Annotated in this window: 24 protein-coding genes; 12 read left to right on the forward strand and 12 right to left on the reverse strand. The window is 57.8% G+C overall.

From position 1 onward, the window contains the following. Positions 1-220: 220 nt before the first annotated feature. The 3 genes from OSH04_RS10620 to glmS form a co-directional block, all read right to left on the reverse strand. Positions 221-1,171 (reverse strand): FecR domain-containing protein, encoded by a 951-nt coding sequence (locus tag OSH04_RS10620; RefSeq protein ID WP_266108426.1) that lies wholly within the window; start codon positions 1,169-1,171, stop codon positions 221-223. 59 nt (positions 1,172-1,230) lie between these two features. Beyond that, positions 1,231-1,800, reverse strand: a complete 570-nt coding sequence (locus OSH04_RS10625; protein ID WP_223253978.1) for a sigma-70 family RNA polymerase sigma factor — start codon at positions 1,798-1,800, stop codon at positions 1,231-1,233. A gap of 233 nt (positions 1,801-2,033) precedes the next feature. Further along, a complete protein-coding gene (gene glmS / locus OSH04_RS10630) occupies positions 2,034-3,860 on the reverse strand; it encodes a glutamine--fructose-6-phosphate transaminase (isomerizing) (protein WP_022983659.1) in 1,827 nt (608 codons plus the stop codon). A 201-nt stretch (positions 3,861-4,061) separates the two neighbouring features. Here glmS and OSH04_RS10635 point away from each other — a divergent pair, with 201 nt between their 5' ends. Further along, positions 4,062-4,538 carry an Lrp/AsnC family transcriptional regulator gene (locus OSH04_RS10635; protein WP_009457505.1) on the forward strand — a complete coding sequence of 159 codons (477 nt, stop codon included), beginning with the start codon at positions 4,062-4,064 and terminating at the stop codon, positions 4,536-4,538. 7 nt (positions 4,539-4,545) lie between these two features. Here the strand turns inward: OSH04_RS10635 and OSH04_RS10640 are convergent, their stop codons facing one another. The 4 genes from OSH04_RS10640 to OSH04_RS10655 all read right to left on the reverse strand — a co-directional run bounded on the left by OSH04_RS10640 (position 4,546) and on the right by OSH04_RS10655 (position 8,926). Then, on the reverse strand, positions 4,546-5,664 hold the full coding sequence (locus OSH04_RS10640) for a glycosyltransferase family 4 protein (protein WP_266108427.1): 1,119 nt from the start codon (positions 5,662-5,664) through the stop codon (positions 4,546-4,548). A gap of 108 nt (positions 5,665-5,772) precedes the next feature. Beyond that, positions 5,773-7,143, reverse strand: coding sequence for a bifunctional UDP-N-acetylglucosamine diphosphorylase/glucosamine-1-phosphate N-acetyltransferase GlmU (gene glmU / locus OSH04_RS10645; protein ID WP_035269735.1), 1,371 nt, complete (start codon positions 7,141-7,143; stop codon positions 5,773-5,775). A gap of 26 nt (positions 7,144-7,169) precedes the next feature. Then, positions 7,170-8,054, reverse strand: a complete 885-nt coding sequence (locus OSH04_RS10650) for a PhaM family polyhydroxyalkanoate granule multifunctional regulatory protein (RefSeq protein ID WP_266108428.1) — start codon at positions 8,052-8,054, stop codon at positions 7,170-7,172. 44 nt (positions 8,055-8,098) lie between these two features. After that, positions 8,099-8,926 (reverse strand): NUDIX hydrolase, encoded by an 828-nt coding sequence (locus OSH04_RS10655; protein ID WP_009457498.1) that lies wholly within the window; start codon positions 8,924-8,926, stop codon positions 8,099-8,101. A 275-nt stretch (positions 8,927-9,201) separates the two neighbouring features. Between OSH04_RS10655 and coxB the strand changes: the two genes are divergently transcribed. From coxB to OSH04_RS10680, 5 genes are all read left to right on the forward strand, one after another. Further along, positions 9,202-10,362, forward strand: coding sequence for a cytochrome c oxidase subunit II (coxB, locus tag OSH04_RS10660; RefSeq protein ID WP_266108429.1), 1,161 nt, complete (start codon positions 9,202-9,204; stop codon positions 10,360-10,362). Between the two features lie 75 nt (positions 10,363-10,437). Next, complete coding sequence (gene ctaD / locus OSH04_RS10665; RefSeq protein ID WP_266108430.1) at positions 10,438-12,045, forward strand: cytochrome c oxidase subunit I; 1,608 nt, start codon at positions 10,438-10,440, stop codon at positions 12,043-12,045. 17 nt (positions 12,046-12,062) lie between these two features. Beyond that, the gene (locus OSH04_RS10670) at positions 12,063-12,176 is read left to right on the forward strand and encodes a cytochrome oxidase small assembly protein (RefSeq protein WP_009457495.1); all 114 of its coding nucleotides are present in this window, start codon (positions 12,063-12,065) and stop codon (positions 12,174-12,176) included. A 1-nt stretch (position 12,177) separates the two neighbouring features. Beyond that, positions 12,178-12,402, forward strand: a complete 225-nt coding sequence (locus OSH04_RS10675) for a DUF2970 domain-containing protein (RefSeq protein WP_003805158.1) — start codon at positions 12,178-12,180, stop codon at positions 12,400-12,402. A gap of 50 nt (positions 12,403-12,452) precedes the next feature. Next, the gene (locus OSH04_RS10680) at positions 12,453-13,328 is read left to right on the forward strand and encodes a cytochrome c oxidase subunit 3 (RefSeq protein WP_009457487.1); all 876 of its coding nucleotides are present in this window, start codon (positions 12,453-12,455) and stop codon (positions 13,326-13,328) included. Between the two features lie 44 nt (positions 13,329-13,372). Here OSH04_RS10680 and OSH04_RS10685 read toward each other — a convergent pair whose 3' ends face one another. Further along, positions 13,373-13,579 (reverse strand): twin transmembrane helix small protein, encoded by a 207-nt coding sequence (locus OSH04_RS10685; RefSeq protein WP_266108431.1) that lies wholly within the window; start codon positions 13,577-13,579, stop codon positions 13,373-13,375. 28 nt (positions 13,580-13,607) lie between these two features. Here OSH04_RS10685 and OSH04_RS10690 point away from each other — a divergent pair, with 28 nt between their 5' ends. The 4 genes from OSH04_RS10690 to cyoE are packed head-to-tail and all read left to right on the forward strand — an operon-like array spanning position 13,608 to position 16,931. Further along, the gene (locus OSH04_RS10690; protein WP_060185483.1) at positions 13,608-14,390 is read left to right on the forward strand and encodes an SURF1 family protein; all 783 of its coding nucleotides are present in this window, start codon (positions 13,608-13,610) and stop codon (positions 14,388-14,390) included. A 1-nt stretch (position 14,391) separates the two neighbouring features. Beyond that, a complete protein-coding gene (locus OSH04_RS10695) occupies positions 14,392-15,021 on the forward strand; it encodes an SCO family protein (RefSeq protein WP_266108432.1) in 630 nt (209 codons plus the stop codon). Positions 15,022-15,025: 4 nt separating this feature from the next. Then, positions 15,026-16,099 (forward strand): COX15/CtaA family protein, encoded by a 1,074-nt coding sequence (locus OSH04_RS10700; protein ID WP_266108433.1) that lies wholly within the window; start codon positions 15,026-15,028, stop codon positions 16,097-16,099. Then, positions 16,038-16,931, forward strand: a complete 894-nt coding sequence (gene cyoE, locus OSH04_RS10705) for a heme o synthase (RefSeq protein WP_022983662.1) — start codon at positions 16,038-16,040, stop codon at positions 16,929-16,931. The genes OSH04_RS10700 and cyoE overlap by 62 nt, the downstream gene beginning before the upstream one ends. A 43-nt stretch (positions 16,932-16,974) precedes the next feature. Here cyoE and OSH04_RS10710 read toward each other — a convergent pair whose 3' ends face one another. Continuing rightward, a complete protein-coding gene (locus tag OSH04_RS10710; RefSeq protein ID WP_022983663.1) occupies positions 16,975-19,599 on the reverse strand; it encodes a cation:proton antiporter in 2,625 nt (874 codons plus the stop codon). A gap of 283 nt (positions 19,600-19,882) precedes the next feature. Between OSH04_RS10710 and OSH04_RS10715 the strand changes: the two genes are divergently transcribed. After that, positions 19,883-20,320 carry a DUF2946 family protein gene (locus tag OSH04_RS10715; protein ID WP_239054864.1) on the forward strand — a complete coding sequence of 146 codons (438 nt, stop codon included), beginning with the start codon at positions 19,883-19,885 and terminating at the stop codon, positions 20,318-20,320. A gap of 98 nt (positions 20,321-20,418) precedes the next feature. After that, positions 20,419-22,470 carry a TonB-dependent copper receptor gene (locus OSH04_RS10720; RefSeq protein ID WP_266108434.1) on the forward strand — a complete coding sequence of 684 codons (2,052 nt, stop codon included), beginning with the start codon at positions 20,419-20,421 and terminating at the stop codon, positions 22,468-22,470. 250 nt (positions 22,471-22,720) lie between these two features. On the opposite strand, the gene rpoH is transcribed toward OSH04_RS10720, so the two are convergent. The 3 genes from rpoH to OSH04_RS10735 form a co-directional block, all read right to left on the reverse strand. Continuing rightward, entirely contained in the window at positions 22,721-23,617 is an 897-nt protein-coding gene (gene rpoH, locus OSH04_RS10725) for an RNA polymerase sigma factor RpoH (protein ID WP_009457472.1), read from the reverse strand. A 286-nt stretch (positions 23,618-23,903) separates the two neighbouring features. Continuing rightward, on the reverse strand, positions 23,904-24,797 hold the full coding sequence (fghA, locus tag OSH04_RS10730) for an S-formylglutathione hydrolase (protein WP_266108436.1): 894 nt from the start codon (positions 24,795-24,797) through the stop codon (positions 23,904-23,906). Positions 24,798-24,924: 127 nt separating this feature from the next. Then, a complete protein-coding gene (locus OSH04_RS10735) occupies positions 24,925-26,031 on the reverse strand; it encodes an S-(hydroxymethyl)glutathione dehydrogenase/class III alcohol dehydrogenase (RefSeq protein ID WP_022983664.1) in 1,107 nt (368 codons plus the stop codon). Positions 26,032-26,124: the final 93 nt, after the last annotated feature.

Below are 26,124 nucleotides of genomic sequence, written 5' to 3' on the forward strand. Positions count from 1 at the left end.
TGATGTTCAGTACTGAGCAGCCACGGCGGGCTGCCTCCTGCTTCATTGGCCTCACGCCAATCAGGTCCTCTTACTGTCTAAAACCACCAAGTCTCCAAAACCCGGAACCTGCTTTTGCATCTTTTTTGAGGTTTTTTGGCCAAAATCCGGCAAGCCTTTGAATCTGATAGGTTTTTATTTTTATTATTTATGACCATCGTTGGTGAAATGCCCTGCTCAATCAATCCAGAGCTTGCACACTGGTCCACCAGGGCATGGGCTGATCGATGCGAATCGGCAATGCTGAAGCCAACATTTTCAGCACGCGGTCCGTGTCATGAATGGGGAAGCTGCCATAGACCTTCAGATCGGCCACTGCCTCATCTACACCTAGATAGCCTTTGCGGTAACGGCTCAATTCCTTGATCACGCTACGCAAGGCAATGTTGTCAGCCACCAGCACGCCTTGGGTCCAGGCTTCGCGCGCCTGATCGGCGTCCATGCTTTGCTTGATACGTTGTGCACTAAAGTGCACCTGCTTGCCCGCCTGTACCGTGGCGGTGTTTTGACCTTTTGCCGTAGACACCTGCACAGCCCCTTCGTAGACCGCCAGCTGCGTACAGTCCTTGTCCATACGCACATTGAATTGCGTGCCCAAGGCACGCATATTGCCCTGCGGAGTTTGAACAGTGAACGGTCTGTCCGTATCGTCTTTGGCCGTCTGAATGAAGATCTCGCCGGAGATCAAAACAATATGGCGAACCTGCGCAGTGAACTGCACATCAATCGCAGAGGCGGTGTTCAGCCACAGCCGGGAACCGTCTGCCAGCACAATCTGGTTCTGCTCTCCGGTTTGTGTAGAGTGGTCAGCCGCCAAAGCCAGAACACTGGAGGGCAGCCAGGACTGACGCCAGCCCAGCCAGCTTAGAACTCCCGTGCCTGCCAGTACGGCGACACTGGTCAGCGCGCGACGGCGCTGATGCAAACGCTCGTTAGCCGTATGCAATTTCTCTACCACACGGCGCGAATCCGGCGTGGTGCGCACAGGCTCAAAACTGCGGCTGACTTCCTCCACATAACGCCAAGCGGTGCTGTGCATCTCGTCCTGTTTGAGCCAGTTCTGCCAGGCAGAGCGCTGCGCCGCACTGGCTTTGCCATCGCGCAGGCAGGCATACCATTCAGCGGCTTGCATCAAAACGGCGTGGGGAGGTGTAGCGGGAGAAGAAAAACTGGAGCCGTGCTTCATGAGGCTTAGTATTGAGGTTCCTGACGCAATTCGGCGACGGTCTGGCAAGCATGCAGGCTGATGCAGCCCAACATGGCTTGTGCCACGTACTTGCGCACCATGCGGCCGGAAATGCCCATTTCTGCACCGACCTCATCATCAGTCATCTCGCAAATGACGGCCAAGGTAAACGCCTTGGCCGCTTTGGGAGACAGGCTGCTGAGCATGGCGCTGATCTCTTCCAGCGCCTGCAAAATCATGGCCTGGCGTTCTGCCGAAGGGTAAAAGTTCTCGGGTGTAGCAGCCAGAATATCCAGCCAGGCCTGCTCAATTTCCTGACGTCGCCACAGATTGATGCACAGGTTTTGTGCCGTCTTACGCAAGTAGGCGCGGGCCTCGCCGGGACTGGCAAATTGCCAGCGAGAACGGCTGCTTAACAAGCGTACAAACGTGTCCTGCGCCAAGTCAGCCGCCTGGTCCGCGCCACCCAAGCGGTGATGCAGCCAGCGCTGCAACCAACTATGGTGGTCGCAGTAAAGTGACTCGACCGACTCGGCCGAATACACGCCTGACAAGGGAAGAACTGAAGATGACACGAGGGTACTCCGCACCGCTAGATAATGAGAATCGTTATCAATTATAGAGTGTGAGCTGCAAAATCCGCTAGCGGTGTGTGTTTGCAGCGACACATAAACTGGCTTTCAGGCAAGGCTCACCCTCTTTCGCAGGATTTATTTCCCTACGAAAACCGCCCAAAAATTGCCAAACGGCGAAGAATGCAAAAAGAGCCGCATAAGCGGCTCTTTACGGTCGATGTAATCTGAAAAACTTATTCGACAGTCACACTCTTGGCCAAATTCCGTGGCTTATCCACGTCCGTGCCACGCGAGCAAGCCGTGTGATACGCCAGCAATTGCAGGGTCACGGTGTGCAAGATGGGGGACAGCTTGCCGTAGTGCTCTGGCATACGGATCACATGCACACGCTCGCTGCTGCCGATGCGGGTATCGGCGTCAGCAAACACGTACAGCTCACCACCGCGTGCATGGACTTCTTCGATATTGGATTTCAGCTTTTCCAGCAGTTCATCACGTGGGGCGATAGTGACCACGGGCATGGCTTCGGTGACCAGGGCCAGAGGGCCGTGCTTCAGTTCACCAGCTGGGTAGCCTTCGGCGTGGATGTAGCTGATTTCTTTCAGCTTCAACGCGCCTTCCATGGCGATGGGGTAATGCATGCCACGGCCCAGGAACAAGGCGTTTTCCTTGCTGGCAAAACGATCCGCCCAGGCCATGATCTGTGGCTCCAGAGCCAGCACAGCCGCGATAGCGGTAGGCAAGTGGCGCAGGGCTTTCAGGTAGTCGCCTTCCTGCTCCTGATTCAAGTGACCTTTGACTTGAGCCAATGCGATAGTCAGCAAGAACAAGGCGGTCAACTGGGTGGTGAAGGCTTTGGTGGAAGCCACGCCAATTTCTACACCAGCGCGGGTGATGTAGGACAGCTTGCACTCACGCACCATGGCGCTGGTGGCCACGTTGCAGATGGTCAGGGTCTGTTCCATGCCCAGGCTGCGGGCATGTTTCAAGGCGGCCAGCGTGTCAGCCGTTTCGCCGGACTGGGAAATCGTCACCACCAAAGTGCGCGGGTTGGGCACGCTGTCGCGGTAGCGGTACTCGCTGGCAATTTCCACGTTGACGGGGATTTTGGCCAGAGACTCGATCCAGTAGCGGGCGGTCAGACCGGCGTAGTAGCTGGTGCCGCAAGCCAGAATCAGCACATTGTCGATGTCCTGGAAAACCTTGTAGGCCTGGTCACCAAACAACTCGGGTGTGACGCTTTCAATGTCTTGCAGGGTATCGCCTACAGCGCGGGGCTGCTCGAAGATTTCCTTTTGCATGAAGTGGCGGTATGGGCCCAATTCAGCGGCTGCGGTGTGCAGATGTACGGTGTGTACCGGACGATCAACAGCGCGGCCGTCCTTGTCCATGATCCACACTTTATTGATCTGCAAATCAATCACATCACCGTCTTCCAGGTAGATGATTTGATCGGTCGTGCCGGCCAATGCCAGAGCATCCGAAGCCAGGAAATTTTCGTTCTGACCCACACCTACAACCAGCGGAGAACCATGGCGCGCACCCACTACACGGTGAGGTTCGTCCTGACAGAACACGGCAATCGCATAAGCACCGGTCAAGCGACGGATGACCTGCTGCACGGCCTCGAACAGATCCCCGTTGTACAGGTGGTCGATCAGGTGAGCGATAACCTCGGTGTCGGTTTGGCTCTCGAACACGTAGCCAATGCTTTGCAGCTCGGCGCGCAATTCGTCGTGGTTTTCAATGATGCCGTTATGCACCAGCGCAATACGCGCTTTGCCCTTGCCGGAGAAATGCGGGTGAGCGTTATGAGTCGCAGGCGCGCCGTGCGTTGCCCAGCGAGTGTGAGCAATGCCGGTAAAGCCTTGCAGATGATCTGCCTTGACCTGTTCTTGCAGTTCGGCCACGCGTTGAGTACTGCGTGCCCGCAACAACTGGCCCTGCGCATGAACAGCAACGCCGCAAGAATCGTAGCCCCGGTATTCCAGACGCTTCAAACCTTCCAGCAGCACGGGGACAATATCGCGTTGCGCTACCGCGCCAACAATTCCACACATAGCCAACTCCTGTTCATGGCCCCTTTCGGCGGGCCAACTAATCAATTCAATCCGCTTATTCTGATCTGAATCACGAAAAATTTTATGTCTATTTTTTCTTTGACATGAATTAAAATTTCATTTAATAATCAATATGAAAGAAAAGATAAATTAATTTTATTTAACGGAATTTTATTTCATCATAGATAGATAAACATTGTCATGATTGAACTGGACGAGCTGGATTTACGCATTCTGGAGCAACTGCAAAATGATGCTTCCATCAGCAATCAAGCGCTGGCTTTGCGCGTGCATGCCTCTCCCCCGACCTGCCTGCGGCGAGTACGTCGTTTAAGCGAACAAGGGGTAATTCGCAGGCAGGTTGCCTTGCTGGACCCGGAGCAACTGGGCCCCAGCTTGACGGCCATTGTGGAGATTACGCTGGACCGTCAGGGTGAAGAATACCTGCAGCAATTCGAGCGCCTGATGGCCCCCGAAGCAGCGGTGACGCAATGCTATCGCGTCTCGACCGGGGTGGATTTCATTGTGATCCTGCAGGTCAGCGATATGACGGCGTATCACAAGCTGGCTCACGCTTTATTCACCAGCCAGGCGAATATCCGCAATATACGCAGCTTCTTCTCGATTCATCAGGCCAAGTTCGAGACGCGGGTGCCTTTACCTGCACCAAAGATGTAAGCCGGGCTCAGGTCCGTACACGTTGCTGTACCAGTTGCTGATACAGACGCAAGTAACGCTGCACCATGACAGCGGGGTCATGCTCCTGCTGCACCCAGCGATGCGCCAGCGCTGCCTGTTGCCGCGCTGCTGTCGGATTGCTCAAAGTGTCATCCAGAGCCTGTGCAATGGCTTGTGCATCCCCTACCGCGCATAACTTGCCACGGCCATTATCCAGCAGCTCACTCAAACCGCCCGCCATCGTGGCCGTAACGGGCACGCCGTACACGAACGCATCAAGAACGCTGGAGCCCAGGGCTTCATGCCGGGAGCTCAGGACAAAGCCGTCCATCAAGCGATAAGCCTGTTCGGGGCGGGCTTCAAAACCAGCCAGCTTGTAGCAGTCTTCCAGCCCCAACTGCGCAATCAGTTCCTCTGCCGCCGAGGTCTCGGAGCCAGGCGCACCGAAATGCAAAAACACAAAGTCCTGACGACGCTGATACAAGGCATGAACCGCGCGTATCAAAGTCTGGGAGTCTTTCTCGGACGTCAATGCCGCCATCGTCCCCAGAACGTGCAAGCCCTGCGGATTCCACCGCAGCCGCAAGTGGTTCACATAGGCCTCATCCTGCTCGACGTACTCGATGGCACTAGGAATCACATCTACGGAAAAGCCCAGGCGACGCGGCTCTGCCGCTGCTGCCTGGCTGATCGCTACCAAACGATCCGCCTTGCGCCACTTCCAACGCGTGCGTCGTTCCTTGGAAGTCAAAGCACTGTCTGGCTGCTGTCCGCTACGTTGCTCGACGCGTTTGCGGTCAATCGGAAAAGCCGTACGGCGCGTAAAGACCACCCGCTTGGGCAGCCAGAAATGCAGCAAGGCCAGCCAGCTCATGCAGGACGCGGTTTGGGAGTGAACGATATCAAAACCACGACCGTGCACCAGCAAATAGCGCAACGCGGCTCCTACAGAGGCGCATTCCACCACGCTCAAACCCTGCTCTTTAGCACGCTTGGCCAGTTCCTCATCACGTCGGGCCAGGAGACTGACCTGATGACCAGCCTGCTGCATCTGCTGGATACTCAACAGGGTTTGCCGCTCGCCACCGCGCCAGCCGCGCTCGAAATTAAGCTGCAGAATGCGCATGGCGAAAATCCAGAATCAGCCCATCCGGGCACTGTGTGCCACAAGCGTACGCAGCAATGCTCCCCTTGCGATGCAAAGGGAGGGATGCCAAAGATGGGCTAACACACATCAAGATTTGCGGACCGGGCGCTTCCAGCCGGACACGCTGCGCTGTTCCGAACGCGACAAGGTCAGCTGATCATCCGGCGCATTGCGCACCAGGGTCGTACCCGCACCAATTGTTGCGCCACGGCCAACAGTCACCGGGGCCACCAACTGCGTATCGGAACCAATGAAGGCATCGTCACCAATCACGGTGCGGAACTTGTTCACGCCGTCGTAATTGCAGGTGATGGTGCCTGCGCCAATGTTCACACGCTGCCCCACATCGGCATCACCGATATAGGCCAGGTGATTGGCTTTGGAGCCTTCGCCCAGCTGGGTGTTCTTGATTTCCACAAAGTTGCCCACGTGGGTGTGATTGGCCAGAACAGCGCCAGGGCGCAGACGGGCGTAAGGGCCGATACGGGCTTCTTCGCCAACCTGGGCTTGTTGCAGATGGCTGAAAGCTTCGATTTGCGTACCGGCACCAATCGTCACGTCACGCAGCACGCTATGCGGGCCGACACGCACGCCGTCTTGCAACACAACCTTGCCTTCAAACACGCAACCCACATCAATGAACACATCACGGCCACACTCCAGTGTGCCGCGCAGATCAAAGCGAGCCGGGTCGGCCAAGGTCACGCCTTTTTCCAGCAAACGGCGAGCCTGTTCTGCTTGCCACAGACGCTCCAGCTCGGCCTGTTGAATGCGGCTGTTCACACCCAGGGTTTCCCAACCAGCAGCTGGCTGAGCAGCTTGCACGGGCACGCCATCGGCAACCGCCAAGGCAATGATGTCGGTCAGGTAGTACTCGCCCTGAGCATTGTCGTTGGTGATGCGGGTCAGCCAATCTTTCAAGCGCGCCGTCGGGGCTACCAGAATGCCAGTATTCACTTCTTTCACGGCACGCTCGGCTTCGCTGGCATCCTTGTGCTCGACAATGCGTTGTACGGTGCCGTCTGCACCGCGAATGATGCGGCCGTAGCCGGTAGAGTCTGCCAGTGTTTCGGTCAGCACGGCCACGCCTTGGCCACGCGCTTGCAGCAAGCGGCGCAAGGTGTCAGCCTGGACAAGAGGAACGTCGCCATACAGAACCAGCGTGGCGTCATCTTCCTGGTCGCCACCGACCAGTTCAGGCACGGCCTGTTGCACTGCATGGCCCGTACCATGCTGAGGTTGCTGCAAGGCAAAGGCTAGCTCGGCCTGTGCGAAGGTTTGCTGAACGCGCTCGGCGCCATGACCCACCACGACCACAACTTTTTCCGGCTCCAGTTCACGTGCGCTGTCGAGCACGTGGGCCAGCATGGATTTGCCGGCGATAGGATGCAGTACTTTGGGCAGGTCAGACTGCATACGCTTGCCCATGCCTGCTGCCAGAATCACGATATTAAGCATAAAAATTTACCTACAAGGTTGGTCGATCAGTTCTTTTTGGTACTGCTTTTGGTGCTGCGCGTGGCGGTTTTTTTAGCCGCCGTTTTGGTGGCCGCCTTGGCCGCAGTTTTAGTGGCGGCTTTCGCTGCCGTTTTCACCGGCTTGGCTGCTGCCGGAGCACTGGTCTTGGCCGAAGTCTGGGCATGGGCAGCTGCCGGTTTAGGGGGTTTGGCCGAGCCAGCCGCTTTGGCCTTGGTCGCCTGCTGGCGATAGTTTTCCACCTGCTGCATTGATGCGGCTGTGGCGGTCGCCATGGCATCAAACTGCTGTTGCAGCATGTTCCACCACGCTTGTGCAGCGGGATTGCCTGCACCGGCATCCTGCTGGGCACCAGGCTGTTTATCTTTTGGGGCGTCCTGCTTGGCAGCCGCTTCGGGCTGTGGCGCAGCTTGTTGAGACTGTGGCGAGGGCTGAGCCGCTGCTGACTGGGATGCCGTATGCGCGGCCGCCTCCGGCTTGCTGGCCTGCGCCTTGGCACCGGCTGCATTATCTGCACCCGCAGCACCCGCTGCCATGGGATTGAAGGCCATAAAGGCTTCAAAGGGATTTTTCCCGCCCGCAGCCTGCGTACCTTGCTGTGCCATGGTTTTGATGGCCGCCAAGGTGGAGCGCTGAATCTCCAGCCCCTGGATGGTCGTGCTCAGCATGGACAGGTTCAGCTGCAACCAGCTTTCCACGGCACGCAAGTCACGAATACGACGATCCAGATCATCGGGGGACAAGCTGGGCATCATGCCCGAGCTCAAATCGCCCGCCCCGCCGCTGGCCATGTTTTTCCAGGCCTGCGCCATCATGTCCATGCTGCGCAGCAATGGATTGTTGCCGCCGCCCAGGGCATTGAAATCAGGTATACCAAAAGGATTCGGGTTCATGCGTAGCTCCCATCGGGTTGATGCCTGCCCGGTGATTCCCAGGTTCAGGCCAGCTGTTCCAGATGCTGCTTGATGCTGTCGATCAGCACCACTTGCGCTTCCAGGGTGAACAAATCTGCTTCTATCATTTGCCAGGCTTCATCCAGCGTCAATAAGCGAAACTCACTAACCTCGCCGTCCATATTGCAGGGCCGTACATCGTCGGCCAGCACGCAATCGCTAACCAGGGCGTTCTCCACCTGATAGCCTTCCGGCAGGCGACGGTGCATGCGCAAGGACACACGCAAAGGGGTGCAATTGTCCAGCACGGACTCGGCCAAACCCGCTTCTTCATAACTTTCGCGTATGAGAGAGGTATGCAGCGATTCACCACTGACCGCCAATCCACCGACCAGCGTGTCCCACATATTCGGGTCTGTCGATTTGGTGGGTGAACGACGTGCGGCCCAGATACGGCCGTCTGTGGACCAGCCATTCAAATGCACGGCTTGCGTCAAAAAACCCAAGGGCCGCACCGCACCGCGTTCAATGCGTGACAGGCATTGCCCTTCACCGACCACGTCCAGCAACTCGTCACGCCAGGCCCGAATGCAACCGCCTTCCTGCAAACGCAAGGCGACCTGATCCAGGACCTGAGCCAAGCTCAATTCCTGGCTGGGGCAATCGCTCAGACGCAAGACATCTTCTTCAATCGAGACCCCGGGCAAAGGCTCGATACAACGAGCGGCCTTGGGGGTGATCCATCCGGCAACGCGCCCATCAACAGTGACAGGGCGGCTGCCCGGTGGGGGCAATTGTTGCAGCTGACTGGTCAAGCTGGCCATGCGCTGACGCAGGGCCTGAGTAAGTGATCGGTTCTGGAACAAAGTCATAGTCGGCGATTGTAATTCAAGCCTTGCCCCATTACGGCTTTTGTAGCGTTTAGTCCAACCTTGTCTTCTAGGGACATACCCTGCCCTTGAAGGCTAAAACAAGTTCTATATAATTTCCGTGAACAGATAAGCTACTAAAAACTTCGAGCGGACCAGCACTTAGATGCGACAAGCCCGCCACTGCAACACAGCAGTTTCTTCCAGCGTTGGATTTTTCGGAGCGTTGACGCAGCCGAACCCCGGTTTGGCATGGCAACACCAAAAGAGGGACAACAATGAAGATGTGGAGAAGTTTATTTGCTCTGACCGCCTGTTCGACGGCAGGGCCAAGCCTGGCTCAGATCACCCACATGGAGGGTGGTCCCCGTGTCAATCAGCTCAATTTGCATAACGGGGTTACCCCCATCGCCCAGGACATTGCCTGGCTGCATTGGATGATGCTGATCATCTGTACCATCATCTTTATTGGCGTGTTCGGCGTGATGTTCTATTCCATCATCCGGCACCGCAAGTCCAAGGGCGCGATTGCCGCCCGCTTTCACGAACACCTGGGTGTGGAAGTGGCCTGGACCATCATTCCTTTCCTGATCGTGATCGGCATGGCACTGCCTGCCACCAAAACCGTGGTGGCCATGAAGGACACCAGCAGCGCCGACCTGACCGTCAAGGTCACTGGCTATCAGTGGAAATGGGGCTACGAGTATCTGGACGGTCCAGCCACGGGTGTGAAATACCTGTCCAACCTGTCCACCCCACGCGCCCAGATTGAAGGCCGCGAACCCATTGGCCCGAACTATCTGATGGAAGTGGACAAGCCACTGGTCGTGCCGGTTAACAAGAAAGTGCGCGTCATGCTGACGGCCGAGGACGTCATCCACTCCTGGATGGTGCCCGAGTTTGGCGTCAAGCAAGATGCCATCCCTGGCTTTTTGCGCGATACCTGGTTCCGTGCGGACAAGGTCGGCACCTATCGCGGTCAATGCGCCGAGCTGTGTGGCAAGGACCACGCCTATATGCCCATCGTGGTGCAAGTGATGGCGCAAGAAGACTACGACAAGTGGGCCCAGGAGCAGAACGACTTGATGACTGCCCAGGCCGATGATCCCAATAAAGAGTGGACCAAGGAGGAGTTGACCGAGCGCGGCAAACAGATCTTTGCGCAAAACTGCGTGGCTTGCCACCAGGCCAATGGCAAAGGCATGCCCGGCACCTTCCCCGCTCTGGACGGCGATACGAAGTTCGTGCTCGCCCCCAAGAAAGGCCAGATCGACACGGTGTTGAATGGTCACCCTGGCACCGCAATGGCCGCCTTCCGCAATCAACTGACCGATGTACAGATTGCTGCGGTCATTACCTACACACGCAATGCCTGGGGCAACGCTGGCAAAGGGCCTGACCCTGTCGTGATGCCCGCCGACGTCAAGGAACAGCGCTAATTTTGCGCGCGCCGCCTATCACACTATCAATCTATCCCTGACTACGGCCAGGGGGAGTGCAGCAAGGAGTCAAGCATGAGTAGCGTCACCGTCGACCATGTAGCGAACCCGAGCGGACATGATGATCACCATCATGCCCATGCCACCCCTAGCGGCTGGCGTCGCTGGTTGTTCGCCACCAATCACAAAGATATCGGGACCATGTACCTGATCTTCTCCTTTGTGATGTTGCTGGAGGGCGGCGTGCTGGCCTTGCTGCTGCGTACCGAACTGTTCCAGCCGGGCCTGCAGTTTTTCCGGCCCGAACTGTTCAACCAGTTCACCACCATGCACGGCCTGATCATGATTTTCGGCGCGATCATGCCGGCTTTTGTGGGCTTTGCCAACTGGATGATTCCGCTGCAAATTGGCGCATCGGACATGGCTTTTGCCCGCATGAACAACTTCAGCTTCTGGCTGCTGCCCGTGGGCGCGATTCTGTTTACCGCGTCCTTCTTTGTGCCGGGCGGCGCGCCTGCCGGTGGCTGGACCATGTACGCCCCGCTGTCCTTGCAAATGGGACCAGGCATGGACTTCACGATTTTCGCGGTTCACATTCTGGGCGCGTCCTCCATCATGGGGGCCATCAATATTGTGGTGACGGTATTGAACATGCGCGCGCCTGGCATGACGCTGATGAAAATGCCGCTGTTTTGCTGGACCTGGCTGATTACCGCTTATCTGCTGATTGCCGTGATGCCCGTGCTGGCCGCTGCCGTGACCATGCTGCTGACGGACCGTCACTTCGGTACACACTTCTTTAACGCCGCCGGTGGTGGTGACCCGGTTCTGTACCAGCACATCTTCTGGTTCTTCGGCCACCCCGAGGTCTACATCATGATCTTGCCGGCCTTTGGCATTGTCTCTGCCATCGTGCCTGCCTTCTCGCGCAAAGCCCTGTTTGGCTATGCCTCCATGGTGTACGCCACCGCCGCCATCGCGATTCTGTCCTTCCTGGTGTGGGCCCACCACATGTTCTCCACCGGGATGCCGGTAACCGGGCAGCTGTATTTCATGTATGCCACCATGCTGATCTCCATTCCGACCGGGGTGAAGATCTTCAACTGGGTAGCCACCATGTGGCGCGGTTCGCTGTCCTTTGAAACGCCCATGCTGTTTTCCATCGGCTTTATCTTCGTGTTCACGATTGGCGGCTTTACCGGCCTGATCCTGGCCGTGGCCCCGATTGATATTGCGGTACACGACACCTATTACGTGGTGGCCCACTTCCACTATGTGCTGGTGGCCGGATCGCTCTTTGCCCTGTTTGGCGGTGCCTACTACTGGCTGCCCAAGTGGACCGGCCGCATGTACAACGAGCGTCTGGGCAAGATCCACTTCTGGTCCACCATGATCTCGTTCAACGTCACCTTCTTCCCGATGCACTTCCTGGGTCTGGCGGGCATGCCACGTCGTTATGTGGACTACGCCGGTCAGTTCACGGATTTCCACCAGATTGCCACCATTGGTGCCTTCTGGTTCGGTCTGTCGCAGTTGCTGCTGATCTACATCGTGATCCAGGCGGCGCGTGGCAAGGGCGAAGGGGCCAGCGCCAAACCCTGGGAAGGTGCCGAAGGTCTGGAGTGGACTGTTCCATCGCCCGCTCCGCACCACACCTTTGAAGTACCCCCTGTCGTCAAGTAACACTGGAGGAACGCCGTATGACCCCCGAACAACGCCGTCGCAACCGCCGTCTGGGATTGCTCCTGGCCGTGTTCGTCATTGCCGTCATGGCCTGGACCTTTCTAAAAGGCAGTCAATTTTTAGGACAGTGATATGGATGACGATTTTCGGGACCTCACACGGCGCAAGCTCAGTTTTTTCCAGACATTGAAAGCCATTGCCTGGGGATTTTTTGGAGTCCGTCGTGGCCGCGACCATGAGCAGGACATTGCCAAGATCAATCCGGTCTATCTGATTATTGCCGCCTTGATCGCCACGGTTGTTTTCGTTGTGGGCCTGATTATGGTGGCCCGCTGGTTCATTGGTCAGGCCAGCTGAACCCTGGCCGGATACTGCGCCCAAGGGCACATGACCCGAAGGAGAACACTATGCATGTCGAGACTACGGCTCACCCGTCCAAGGCGCCGTATTACTACGTCCCCGGCTTGTCGGGGCATCCGGTACGCGCCAGCCTTTCCCTGTGCCTGACGCTGTTGGGTGCGGCGACCTGGATCAATAACTGGCCGGGCGGCTTCTGGGTGTTTCTGGTCGGGATTCTCAGCTTCTTGCTGGTGCTGTTCTTCTGGTTCAGCGACGCCGTGCGCGAGTCTGAAACGGGTCTGAACAGCACGCGTGTCGATATCTCCTATCGCTGGAGCATGTCGTGGTTCATCTTTTCCGAAGTCATGTTTTTTGCGGCCTTTTTCGGGGCGCTTTGGTATACCCGTGAAATTGCCACGCCGCTACTAAGCGACCTGGATCACCGCGCCCTGCTCTGGCCCGACTTCACCGGCACCTGGCCGAATCAAGGCCCGGCGGGCACTGTTGCTCCTTTCCAGACCGTAGGCCCGCTGTGGCTACCTACGATCAATACGGCCTTGCTGCTGACCTCGGGCGTCACCCTGACCATTGCTCACCACGCGCTGCGAGCCAGCAAGCGTAGTAGCGCCATTTTCTGGCTGTTCATGACGGTTGCGCTGGGCTTTGCCTTCGTGGCCTGCCAGGCTTACGAATACATGCACGCCTACGCCGAGCTGAACCTGAAGTTCACTTCCGGCGCTTACGGGGCCTTGTTCTATATGTTGACGGGCTTTCACGGCTTTCACGTGATTATCGGCGCCACCATGCTGACGGTGATGCTGATACGGCTGATGCGCGGCCACTTTACCGCCGAGCACCACTTTGGTTTTGAAGGGGCCGCCTGGTACTGGCACTTTGTGGACGTGGTGTGGCTGGGCCTGTACCTGTACGTCTACTGGTTCTAGTGATTCATGCCCCAGGCCCGTTTCTTCGGGCCTGGGTTTTTACTTCAGGTCAAGGGCACGCCGGTGCTTTCAATCCAACCCAGATAATGGGCCAGCAACACAAACAAGAACAGGGCCACGGACAAGCCCACTCGCCAGGTCAGCGCATAGGCCATGCGATTGGAATTACCCCGGTCCCGCATCAAATACACCAGGGCCGAACCCAGCGAAACAATAATCCCCAGAAACACGATCAGGACTAGCACACGCATTACGTATCCCCCGCTTCAGGTTGAATTGATGTCCAGCAACAATCCTCGTTCTTCTTCGACTCGATCCCTGCTTGCCCTGGTTTGTCTGGGTTTGCTGATGCTGCTGTTCATTAGCCTGGGGCGCTGGCAACTGAGCCGCGCGCAGGAACGTCAAAGCCTGGCACAACAAATAGAACAAGGCCGCCAGCAAGCTCCCCTTCATATTGATTCCCAGGCCAGCCTGGATAAAGGTGCCTTGTGGCAGTCTGTCGCGGTGCACGGCTCCTGGCGCAGTGAGTTAACTGTACTCCTGGATAATCGCAATTTCAAAGGTAAGCCGGGCTACTGGATTGCCACCCCTTTTGTGCTGGATGAGGGCGATTTGGCGGGCTCCAGCCTGCTCGTACTACGTGGTTGGTTGGCTCGCGTACCGGGGCAAACCCCTAGTGTTCCGGCTGCACCATCCGGCCACCAAACCATTTCCGGCGAGTTGATGGAACGCGTGCCGCGTCTATTTGAGCTGGGCAGCAGCCCCTTGCCTGCACACTTGCCCGACCCGTCTGGCACGCCCCCCGTCGTGCAGAACCTGGCCCTGGAAGATCTGCGCAGCCGCATTGATCTGCCTGTGCTGCCGCGCGTGCTGGCCCAGACCGCCCCCGCCTCGGAGCTGCAAACCAATTGGCCCGACCCGAATATCGACTTTGAAAAGAACCGTGGCTACGCACTGCAATGGTTCGGTTTTGCCCTGATTGCCCTGTGTGCCTGGATCGGTGTAGCGTGGAAATGGCTGCGACGCTCCAGGCTCAACTCTGCCCCTACAAGGAAAACCTGACGTGGACACGACTCAACCCCCTACCCGCCCGCGTTCCATGACTCCGCTGTATCTGCTGCTGGCGATCAGTCTGGCGCCGGTACTGTTTGCACTGGCTGCCTACTACATGCCATCACTGGGACTGCGGCCAGACGAGAGCAATGCCTACGGCCAGTTGATTCAGCCTCAACGCAGCGTGCCTGAACCTGCCGCACTGCCCCTGCGCAATCTGCAAGGCGAAGCTTTTGATCTGCAATCACTGCGAGGTCGCTGGGTACTGGTCAGCGCCGATGAAAGCGCCTGCCCCGAAAGCTGCGTGCGCAAGCTGTTCATTCTGCGCAACTCCCACGCCAGCCAAGGCAAGAACGTGGAACGCCTGGCACGCGTCTGGTTTGTGACTGACCAGGGCCAGCCTTCAGAGCAAATTCTGGAGGCCTATCAAGGCACCCATATGCTGCGTGCGGACCCGCGCCAGCTGGCCGAATTCCTGGCCCCTGAAGCCGCTGGCAAGGCCCCCGAACAAGCTGTCAAAAATGGCATGTGGATCATCGACCCCAATGGCAATTTGATGATGCTGTTCCCCGACGATGCCGACCCGCTCAAGGTTCGCACCGACATTCGCAAACTGCTGAACAATTCACGCATCGGATAAGCTCATGGCCGATATCCGCCAACGCTACCGCAAGCTGGTTTACCTGACCTGGTTCCTGACCCTGGACCTGATCATGTTCGGCGCGTTTGTGCGTCTGACAGATTCGGGCCTGGGTTGCCCGGACTGGCCCGGTTGCTATGGCAAGCTCACGCCGCTGGGCGCGGGCGCACATATCGAACAAGCCTATCAAGCCATGCCCTATGGCCCGGTCAGCTGGGGCAAGGCCTGGATTGAAATGATCCACCGCTACGTGGGCGCGGCTTTGGGCATGCTGATCATTGCCATTGTCTGGATGGCATGGCGGCATCGCCATACGCTGGGGCATTCGGCACGGCTGGCTCTGTTCACCTTGCTGGCTGTGTGCGTGCAAGGGGCCTTTGGTGCCTGGACCGTCACTCACAAGCTGATGCCCATTATTGTCACCACCCACTTGCTGGGTGGCATGAGCGTGCTGGCCTTGATGACCTGGCTGGCCGTGCGCGAAAACCCAGGACCGCCAGTCTCACCTGTAACCCGCCGTTGGCGACCCTGGCTGATCGGGGCCTTTATCCTGCTGACGATTCAGATTGGTCTGGGCGGCTGGGTCAGCACCAACTACGCGGCGCTGGCCTGCATGGACTTCCCGCAATGCCACGGTCAATGGATACCGGAGATGGATCTGCACGGCGGGTTCTCGCTGTTCCGCGCGTTGGGCGAGCTGCCTTCAGGTGAGATGATTTCCCAGGCTGCACTGACCGCCATCCATTGGGTCCATCGCAATATGGCCTTTCTGGTGTTTCTGGTTCTGGGTTCCGTTGCGTGGAAATTACGCGCCGATCCCATCTTGCGTCGCCCCGCGACTTTGGTGCTTTTGCTGCTGCTGGCCCAGCTCATCACGGGGTTAACCACGATCTTTTTCCAATGGCCTCTTTTGATTGCCGTCCTGCATAATGGGGGAGCTGCCGGTCTCGTTTTATGCTGCGTCACCCTGTTGGTACGGCTTTCCCGCAAGTCGACTGTCCCCCAAGGAATACAGTATGACAAACACCGCTACCCTGGCTCCCGCCTCGCTCCTGCGCCAGTATCTGGTACTGACTAAACCCAGAGTCACCCAGCTGGCTGTTTTCTGTGCCGTTATCGGCATGTTTCTGGCTGCTCCCGGCCTGCCCGATCCGGGCACCGTGGTCGCGGGTACGCTGGGCATATGGATGCTGGCGGCTGCCGCCTTTGCCATCAACTGCCTGATCGAAAGCCAGATTGATGCCCGCATGTTGCGCACCGCTCGGCGCGGTACGGCACGCGGCACCATTACCCCGCCGCAAGTGCTGGCCATGTCCGGCTTGCTGGGCGGCATGGGCATGCTGGTGCTGTATTACTGGGTGAACCCGCTGACCATGTGGCTGACCTTGGCCACCTTCATTGGTTATGCGGTGATCTATACCGTGATTCTCAAGCCCCTGACCCCACAGAACATCGTGATCGGCGGTTTGTCCGGTGCCATGCCCCCTGCCCTGGGCTGGGCAGCCATTGCCAATGCCGTACCGGCTGAAGCCTGGCTGCTGGTGCTGATCATCTTCATCTGGACGCCGCCGCACTTCTGGGCCCTGGCGCTCTACCGTCAACACGACTACCAGCGCTCCGGCCTGCCCATGCTACCCGTCACCCACGGCAAGACCTTTACGACGCTGCATGTGCTGCTCTACAGCTACATCCTGATGGCTTCCAGCCTGCTGCCCTTTATCATCCGCATGAGCGGGCCGTTGTACCTGGCTGCGGCGATCTTGCTGGGCGCACGCTTCATTCAATACGCCCACCAACTGCACCGCAACTACAGCGATGAGCTGTCTCGCAAGCTGTTCCGCTTTTCCATTATTTATCTGGCGGTCTTGTTTGGGGCATTGCTGCTGGATCACTGGGTGCGCTTGATCTGATCACGCCCAATAAAAAAGCGAGCCATGATCGGCTCGCTTTTTTTTATGCCTGTCCCTCGGGGGGCTGCGCCTGTCGTACCCAGTCCGGGGGTAAAGGCGGGCCTACAAAACTTTCTGCCTCGCTCAAGGCATGAGCCAAACCAAACAGCGGTGGCAGTTCCTCATGTTGGCGTTGGCCGGACTCGAACTCCTGCCACACTTGATACGCGCGTTGGCGCTGTCGCACCACGGCCTCGATCTTTTCACTGAAGATGGGATCTTTGCCACGCAAGGTATCGAAATCACGCTCAGTCAGCATCAGCAAGCGGCTATAGCCCAGGGAGCGCACCTCACCAACGTGGTCGCTATGTTCCACGACATTGACTTCACCAATCGTTTGCCCTGTCCCCAGTTCCACCAGGCTACCATCAGGCAAAGTCAGTTCCAGCGCCCCGGACGCCACAAAGAACATGACACGCATGCCACCATAACGCAGATGAATTTTCTGGTCTGGCAGCGCCAGACGTGGGCGTAAACGTCGCGCCAGCTCCTTCTTGGCTTGCTCGGAAATGCCATCGAACATGGGCACCTGGGCAATCAGTTCCATGGCGCTCATGGTCATGTCCAGCGTGGGACGCTCGTCCAGATAACGCCAGCGTTGTGTGATCTGCTTGACCAGATCAGCGTACATCTCGCTGGTAATCAGAGAGTGGGACAACATGGTGCGGTAGTGGGCACGTTCTTGCGAAGCGGCGACGCGCGCCAAATAGGACTCTTGCAGCCACTGCGCGAACACCGGGTATTGCAGTGTCAGCGAGTGCAAGGCATCTTCCAGTTGAGACAGACGCAACTTGTGAGCCTGCACAATCGTGCCCGTAGCCTGTTGTCCCAGTAAAGGAGCCAGCTCGGTTTCGGCAAAACGTATCAGACGCTGGGCCACCGAGCGCTTGGCGATCAGGTTCGAGAAACGCTTGTCCAGTTCCCGCACCAGCCAGCCTTGCAGGCCAAACAGATAGTGCAAGCGCAAAGCAGACCGGAAACCTCGGGAATAGCGCAAATCATTGGCAATGGCGGCCTCGAAACCGGCCAAGCCAGCCAGACGCACCGTATCATTCATGCGTTCGGCGCGGCTCAACAAGGACTCGGCTGTTTTCCAATCCACAATCTGCGATTTCAGCAGTTCGTAAAACAGCTCCACCTCGCGGGCCGACAGAATCGCCATCCCCATTTTTACTTTCTGTGCTTCGGTCAGGCTTTGGATCTGGCCGGATGCCACACCGGCCTGGCTGGCATCGAACACCGTACACAGGCGCTCGATGACCTGTGGCTTGATCTGCTCTTGCCGACCCAGTTCTTCGGTCTTGTCGCGCAGCTCTTCCAAGGCCAGACTCACCGCCTGATCGCGCAAGTGGCGCTCCAGCGGGGTCAGCTGATTCAGGCCTAAACGACGAATCAAGGGGCGTAAACTGATCCCGTTCACAAACAGGGTCAGCAACACAAAGCCCGTGGTGGCCACACCAATGAACTGGCGCACATCATGCGGAATGGCGTGCTGTTCCGTAACCGCCAGGGCCAGTGCCAGGGAAACAGCGCCACGCAGGCCGCCCCACAGAATCACTACCCGATAGGGGCGACTGACTCGGGTGCCAAAGCGGGTGCGCCCCAGCAAGGGCAGAACGGCAAACACCATAACGGCCCGTGCCAGCAAGGTCACCACAAACAGCAAGGCCACCAGGCCGATCTGCATCCAGGTGATTTCAGCCATCAGGCGTGGAATCAGCATGGCGGCAAACAGGAAGATCAGGGAGTTGGCCAGAAAACCCATCTGAGTCCAGGAGCTGCTCAAAAGCTCGAAGGTCGCAGGCGACATGCGGGTGCGGCCTGTCGAGCCCACCACCAGGCCGGAAATGACCGTGGCGACCACACCGGATACGCCCAGATAGTGCTCGGACACAAAAAAGGCCAGGTACGCCAAGGCAATGGTCAGCGTGACTTCAGCAGCCGGCCAACCGCGCAAGAGCACAAACAGGCCGCTGGCCAGACGCCCCATCAAGAAACCCGCGACACCACCGCCCAGAAAACTGAACAGGAAGCTGCCCAACACCTTGCTGCCACTTAATTCCCCACCCCCCGTCAAGACTGCCAACAGCACGGAGTACAAGGCAATGGAAGCCGCATCGTTAAACAGAGCCTCGCCTTCCACCAAGGTAGACAAGCGTTTGGGTGCGCCCACTTCACGGAAAATGCCCACCACGGCCACAGGGTCCGTCGTGGCCACAATCGCGCCCAACATCAAACAGACCACCAGCCCATAAGACGAAGCCGCGTTCAAGGCGTAGCCAACGGCAAAGGTACAGACCACTACAGCCACGATGGCCATCATCAAGATGGCGCCGATATCGTCGAGCAGGCGGCGCAAGTTCATGGCCAGCGAAGTCTCGAACAGCAGGATGGGCAGGAAAGCGTAGAGAAAGGTCTCGGAGGAGATGTCAAAGGCCTGCAAGGTATCCAGGAAGTCGGACACCATCTTGGGCGCCCAGGCATGCAGGTGCAGCAAAATGCCCAGCGCAAAGCCGATCAAGGCCAGAAGTACGGAGTACGGCAGTCGCAAGCGTCCAGCCAAAGGCGGCATAAAGGCAACCAGCCCCAGCAGGCCTGCCAACCCAAAAACAAACTGCCCAATCTGCATCGCGACATCCTTTGTCATCGGCATTGAGTCGATCGGCATGTACATACGCATTCAGGCATGGGCAGGCCAGATCGGCACGGAAAATCCCCCCGCTTTCCGCATGAATCAGAATAGCGCCTTTTTCCGGACACACAGCCGCCGAATTATCTTTTTCTCGCAAAATTTACGTTTTTTGGCCTATGGACCCGCATTCAGAAACACAAATGGACGGTGATACGGCGGCAAGCCAAAATCTGCGCCAGCGCAAGTTCACGTCTGACATAACTCGTTATACTTTCGCATCATGAATTTCCCGCGCACCTTCCTCGCTGCGACTCACTGGCCCCATCGTCTGGGCCTGTGCTTGTTGTTACTGGCTGTGGTGCTGCGCGGCATGGTCCCTGCGGGCTATATGCCCAAGCAGACAGATCAGGGGTATGCGCTGGCCTTCTGTCTGCCTTCAGGACAAAGCCTTCCCCCTGAAATGATTCAGCACTGGGCGGCCTTGTTAGGCGAGGACGCCACGTCCCATTCGGACGAGGCCACCACCAGCGCCACCTGTCCGTTCTGCGTCATGCTGCAAGCCGCATTGACGCCCGCGCCGATTGCTATCGTCACGCCTTTGAGCCTGGGTCAGTTCCGGCCCTTCCTGCTTCCCCCTCTTAGCCCCGCTCTGGCGCAGGCCTTTATTCGTGGCCCGCCTGTGGGGCAACGCGCCCCGCCCTCTCTTCTTCCTGTCTGATTCCCCGCGTTCGGCTCTGCCGCCACGCCTTTTCTCCTTTGTTGCTATCGCCCAAGCGGGTTTGCCGCTGGACGACGGCTGCTCTTCGGAATTTAGTCATGAAGAAATTAATAAACCCCGGCCTGATCAGCGCCGGTGTGCTGGCCTGCGTGCCCTCTATGGCCCTGGCCCAATCCACCGTTATTGAACAACTGAGCCCCATTGTGGTGACCGGGGTGGCTCCTGAATCCCCCTTGCAGTTCAGCACCAACCCCAAACTGCCCCGCTTGCCTTTGCCTGCCAGCGACGGCACGGATTACTTGAAAACCATTCCTGGCTTTGCCGCCATTCGTAATGGCGGCAGCAACGGGGACCCCGTGCTGCGTGGCATGTTTGGCTCGCGTCTGAATGTGCTGACCAATGGCAGCTCCATGCCCGGTGCCTGCCCGTCACGCATGGATGCGCCAACCTCCTACATTTCGCCCCAATCCTTTGATGAACTGACCATCATCAAGGGCCCTCAAAGCGTGCGCTGGGGCCCGGGTGCTTCTGCCGGGACGGTACGCTTCGAACGCAAAGCGCCCGGCTTTACCGAGAACGACGCCACGCTGGACGCCAGTATTCTGGGCGGTTCGGCTGGCCGTCACGCAGGCAATGTGGACTTTGCGGCTGGCAATGCCTCTTACTATGCCCGCCTGACTGCCAATCAAGATCGCGCTCAGGACTACAAGGACGGGGATGGTGAACGTGTGCCCTCGCGCTGGAAAAAGTGGAATACAGACGTCGCCATTGGCCTGACCCCGGATGCCGATACCTTGCTGGAGTTAAGCGCAGGTACGGGTGACGGCTATGCCCGCTACGCCGGTCGTGGCATGGATGGCACGAAATTCAAGCGTGAAACCTTGGGTCTGCGTTTCAAGAAGGATATGCACGAAGGCGTGCTGCGCAATGTAGAGGCCCAGCTCTACTACAACTACGCCGATCACGTGATGGACAACTACGGGCTGCGCACCTTCAAACCGGGTGGTGGCATGTCCATGCCTATGGCCTCCAATGTGGACCGCCTGACCTGGGGTGGCCGTCTAAGCATGGATTGGGCCTTGAGCGAGGACCTGACCTTGACCACGGGTGCTGATTTGATGCGCAGCCGCCATCGCAAACGCAGCGGTATGGGCATGCAGGACTACCGCGATCAGGACTGGGTGAAAGATGCCGAGTTTGACAATATTGGCCTGTTCACCGAAGCCCGTTGGGATCTGAACGACGCCAGCCGTTTGATTGGTGGCGCACGTCTGGATTGGGCCAGTGCCCGCGACCTGCGACCCAGCCTGGGCAGTGGCATGATGAGTAAACCCAACCCCGGTGCGAACGAGCGCCGTAGAGAAACCCTGCCCAGTGCCTTCCTGCGTATCGAGCATGATCTGAATTCCCTGCCCTTGAGCCTGTACGCCGGTATTGGCCATGTCCAACGCATGCCGGACTACTGGGAGCTGATTTCCCCGGCCAGCGGCCCGCAAGGTAGCGCCAGTGCCTTCCTGGGCATTCAGCCTGAAAAGACCACACAGCTGGATTTTGGTGCTCAGTACAAGGATGAAACGGTCTCGGCCTGGGCTTCCGCCTATATTGGCCAGATCCAGGATTACATCCTGTTCGACTACCTGCCCGGTGGCATGATGGGCATGAAAACCCAGGCCAGAAACGTCAAGGCCCGCATCATGGGCGGCGAATTGGGTGCGGACTGGAAAGCGACGCCCAATTGGACCTTGGGCGGCAGCCTGGCCTATGCCTGGGGCCGTAACAGTACGGATGGCCGAGCACTGCCGCAAATGCCCCCGCTGGATCTGCGTTTGACAGCGGATTATGTGCAAGGCCCCTGGTCTGCCGGCGGTGTCTGGCGCATTGTGGCCAAGCAAAATCGCTATTCGCAGGGACAAGGGAATGTGGTGGGTTACGACTTCGGGCCTACGGGTGGTTTCAACACCTTGTCGCTGTATGGCGGCTACAAGATCAACCGCAATCTGTCCCTGACAGCCGGTGTGGATAATGTGTTCGACAAAACTTACGGCGAACACCTGAATCTGGCCGGGAACAGTGGTTTTGGTTTTGGCGCAGCAAGCCGCTTTAATGACCCTGGCCGCACCGTCTGGCTGCGTGCCGCTCTGACCTTCTAACCGTTTTTGCCTGCCGGGTCGGTCTGACTCGGCAGGCAAAATAGCTGAAAAATCAGGGCAAAAAAAAGGGACACCTAGCTGGTGTCCCGTAAACATCCGCTTCAAAAGGGAGGGGAAGAGGAGAAGCCGAAGCGGATGCGCAAATGCCGAATTGCATAGGTGGCAAAAATCAGCAAATGTATTGTTTAGTCCGCGAAGATCAGCTTAAGTTCTTCAGATTCCCCGAAAAGTTGTAACTCTTTAAAACGACTTAAGCCGCAGGCGCCAAGGCGACGCGCAGCTTCTTGAACGCCGCCACTTCGATCTGACGGATACGCTCTGCCGACACGCCGAATTCGGCGGCCAGATCGTGCAAGGTGGCACCGCCATCGTCCTGCAACCAGCGGGCGCGCACAATGCGCTGCGAACGCTCGTCCAGCGTGTCGATCGCTTCTTCCAGGCCGCTGCCTTCCAGCATGTCCTGGGCACGACGCTCCAGCACGCGTGTGGGTTCCTCGTGTCCTTCATCGGACAGGTAGGAGATAGGCGCGAAATTGTCATCGTCGTCGTTGGCCGGGGCTTCCAGGGCCATATCGTGACCGGACAGACGCACTTCCATCTCGCTGACGTCCTGAGGACGCACATCGAGTTCACGTGCAATCGCGTCTACCTGGGCCGTATCCAGCGTTTGACCGTCCGGACGCATGCGGCGCAGATTGAAAAACAGTTTGCGTTGGGCCTTGGTGGTGGCCACTTTCACCATGCGCCAGTTGCGCACGACATATTCGTGGATCTCGGCCTTGATCCAGTGCACGGCAAAGGACACCAGACGTACACCGCGATCGGGGTCAAAGCGTTTGACGGCCTTCATCAGGCCCACGTTACCTTCCTGAATCAGGTCGGCATGCGGCAAGCCGTAGCCCAGGTACTGGCGGGCAATGGAGACCACCAGACGCAGGTGCGACAAAATCAGTTCACGCGCAGCATCCAGGTCATCCTGGTCGCGCAGGCGCTGACCCAGCTCGGTTTCGCGTTCGGCGCTGAGCATGGGCAGGCGGTTAACAGCAGAAATATACGCTTCGATCGTCCCCAGTGCGCCTGGATTAGACACGGCGGCGACGAGTTCATTACCAGACGTCAGGGCCAAAGCGTTCGCTTGTTGTGTCATGGAAAATCCTTCAAAAGTCAGCCGGCGAGAGCACTAAACAAGGCTCTCAAACCGCAGAAAACGTATTTCAACAATCATTGAGTTTAGCACTCGATGGTCTGGAGTGCTAAAAATTTCGAGTACAGGAATAAGAGCGTCGCAGCAAGAAAAAGTTCACTACTGGAGGGAAAACTGCGGCAAATCGGTGGGCAGGACGCCACAAACAGGCAAAAAACCGTGGCTGCCCGAGAATAACGCCTTAACACCCACCTGAAAATAACAAAGTGCGACCTTGTTTATCCAGCGATCACAGTCGCTCGGCGTGGAAATTCAGATGGTCCTGAATGAAGGTCGAGATGAAGTAGTAGCCGTGGTCATAGCCGTCGTGACGGCGCAGGGTCAAAGGCTGTTTGGCCTGCTCGCACGCCTGCTCGAATACTTCCGGATACAGTTGTTCGGCCAGAAAGCCATCGCTCAAGCCCTGGTCCACCAAGATACCGGCAGGATACGGCGTACTGGTCTTGGCCATCAGGGCACTGGCGTCGTGTTGTTCCCAAGCCTGGCGATCCTGACCCAAATAGGCACCAAAGGCCTTTTCGCCCCAAGGGCAGCGGGTCGGCGCAGCAATAGGCGCAAAGGCCGACACGGAGCGGTACTTGCCAGGGTGGCGCAAAGCCAGCGTCAAGGCACCGTGCCCGCCCATGGAGTGACCAAAGATACCGACACGGAGGGCGTCGCCGGGCAGGATAGTCGTGACCAGATCAAACAGCTCCTGGGTCACATAGCTTTCCATGCGGTAATTCTTGCTCCAGCCGGGCTCAGTGGCATCCAGATAAAAACCGGCACCGGTTCCCAGATCCCAGCCATCGTCCTCCCCGTCCACACCAGCGCCACGCGGGCTGGTATCGGGAGTGACCAGCATGATGCCGTGCTCGGCAGCGTAGCGCTGGGCACCGGCCTTGATCATGAAGGTTTCTTCCGTGCAGGTCAGCCCTGCCAGAAAAAACAGCACAGGCACACGGCCTTGCCCGATAGCCTCTGCCAGGCTGGCAGCCCCTTTCTGAGCGCTGGCCTGTAGTTGCGGCGGCATGTACACAGAAAAACGCATGGGCAGGCCAATTGTCTGCGAAGCGTGTTGGTAGTAGCGCTGCCAACCATTAAAACAGCGGTGTTCGTTGAGCAGTTCCAGTGTCTGAGTCATAGCCCCCTCGTGTTCTCAATTGCAGATCCGGTCCAAAGCCCGTGGCACGCCCAAGGGCAGCATACGAGCTCTGAAACCGGGATAAAGGGTGCAGGCGACTGCCTGCGCCCTTTTCAAGCGACGTCTATCAGTACATCACCACCGAACGAATGGATTTGCCTGCATTCATCAGGTCAAAGCCTTCGTTGATGCGCTCCAGCGGCAAAGTGTGGGTGATCAGATCATCGATATTGATCTTGCCATCCATGTACCAGTCCACAATCGTAGGTACGTCGGTACGGCCACGAGCGCCACCAAAGGCAGAGCCCTTCCATTCGCGACCTGTGACCAGCTGGAACGGTCGGGTGGAGATTTCGGCACCGGCTTCGGCCACACCAATAATGATGGACTGGCCCCAGCCGCGGTGGCAGCACTCCAGTGCCTGACGCATCACCTTGGTGTTGCCGATACATTCGAAGGAGTAATCCGCGCCGCCGTCAGTCAGTTGAATAATGTGGTCGACCACGTTTTCAACCTCATTGGGGTTCACGAAATCGGTCATGCCAAACTGGCGAGCCATGGCTTCGCGCTCGGGGTTGATGTCCACTCCGATGATCTTGCCAGCGCCGACCATCTTGGCGCCCTGGATCACGTTCAGGCCAATACCGCCCAAACCGAACACCACCACGTTAGCGCCCGCTTCCACCTTGGCGGTAAACAGCACAGCGCCCAAACCTGTGGTCACACCACAGCCGATGTAGCACACCTTGTCGAAAGGTGCGTCGTTACGAATCTTGGCCAAGGCAATTTCCGGCACCACGATGTGGTTAGCGAAAGTCGATGTGCCCATGTAGTGGTGCACTGGCTTGCCGCCAATGGAGAAACGCGAGGTGCCATCGGGCATCAGGCCCTTGCCCTGAGTCGAACGGATCGCGGTACACAGGTTGGTCTTGCGCGACAGGCAGGATTTGCACTGGCGGCACTCGGGCGTGTACAGAGGGATCACGTGATCGCCGGGACGCAGGCTAGTCACGCCAGCACCTACATCCAGCACCACGCCTGCACCTTCATGGCCCAGAATCGCTGGGAACAAACCTTCTGGATCAGCACCCGACAAGGTGTAGTAATCGGTATGGCAAATGCCCGTCGCCTTGATTTCGACCAGCACTTCGCCCGCTTTGGGACCTGCCAGATCGACCTCTTCAATCGTTAGCGGAGCGCCCGCTTTCCAGGCAACAGCTGCACGTGTTTTCATGTGGTCCACCCTCCGGGTAAAAGTAATTATGGTTACGGCAAACTCGGTCCTTCGGGACCAAACTCTTAAAGTATAGAGAGTATTTTATAAGGC

The sequence above is a fragment of the Alcaligenes nematophilus genome (genome assembly GCF_026344155.1).
Classification (GTDB): domain Bacteria; phylum Pseudomonadota; class Gammaproteobacteria; order Burkholderiales; family Burkholderiaceae_B; genus Alcaligenes; species Alcaligenes phenolicus.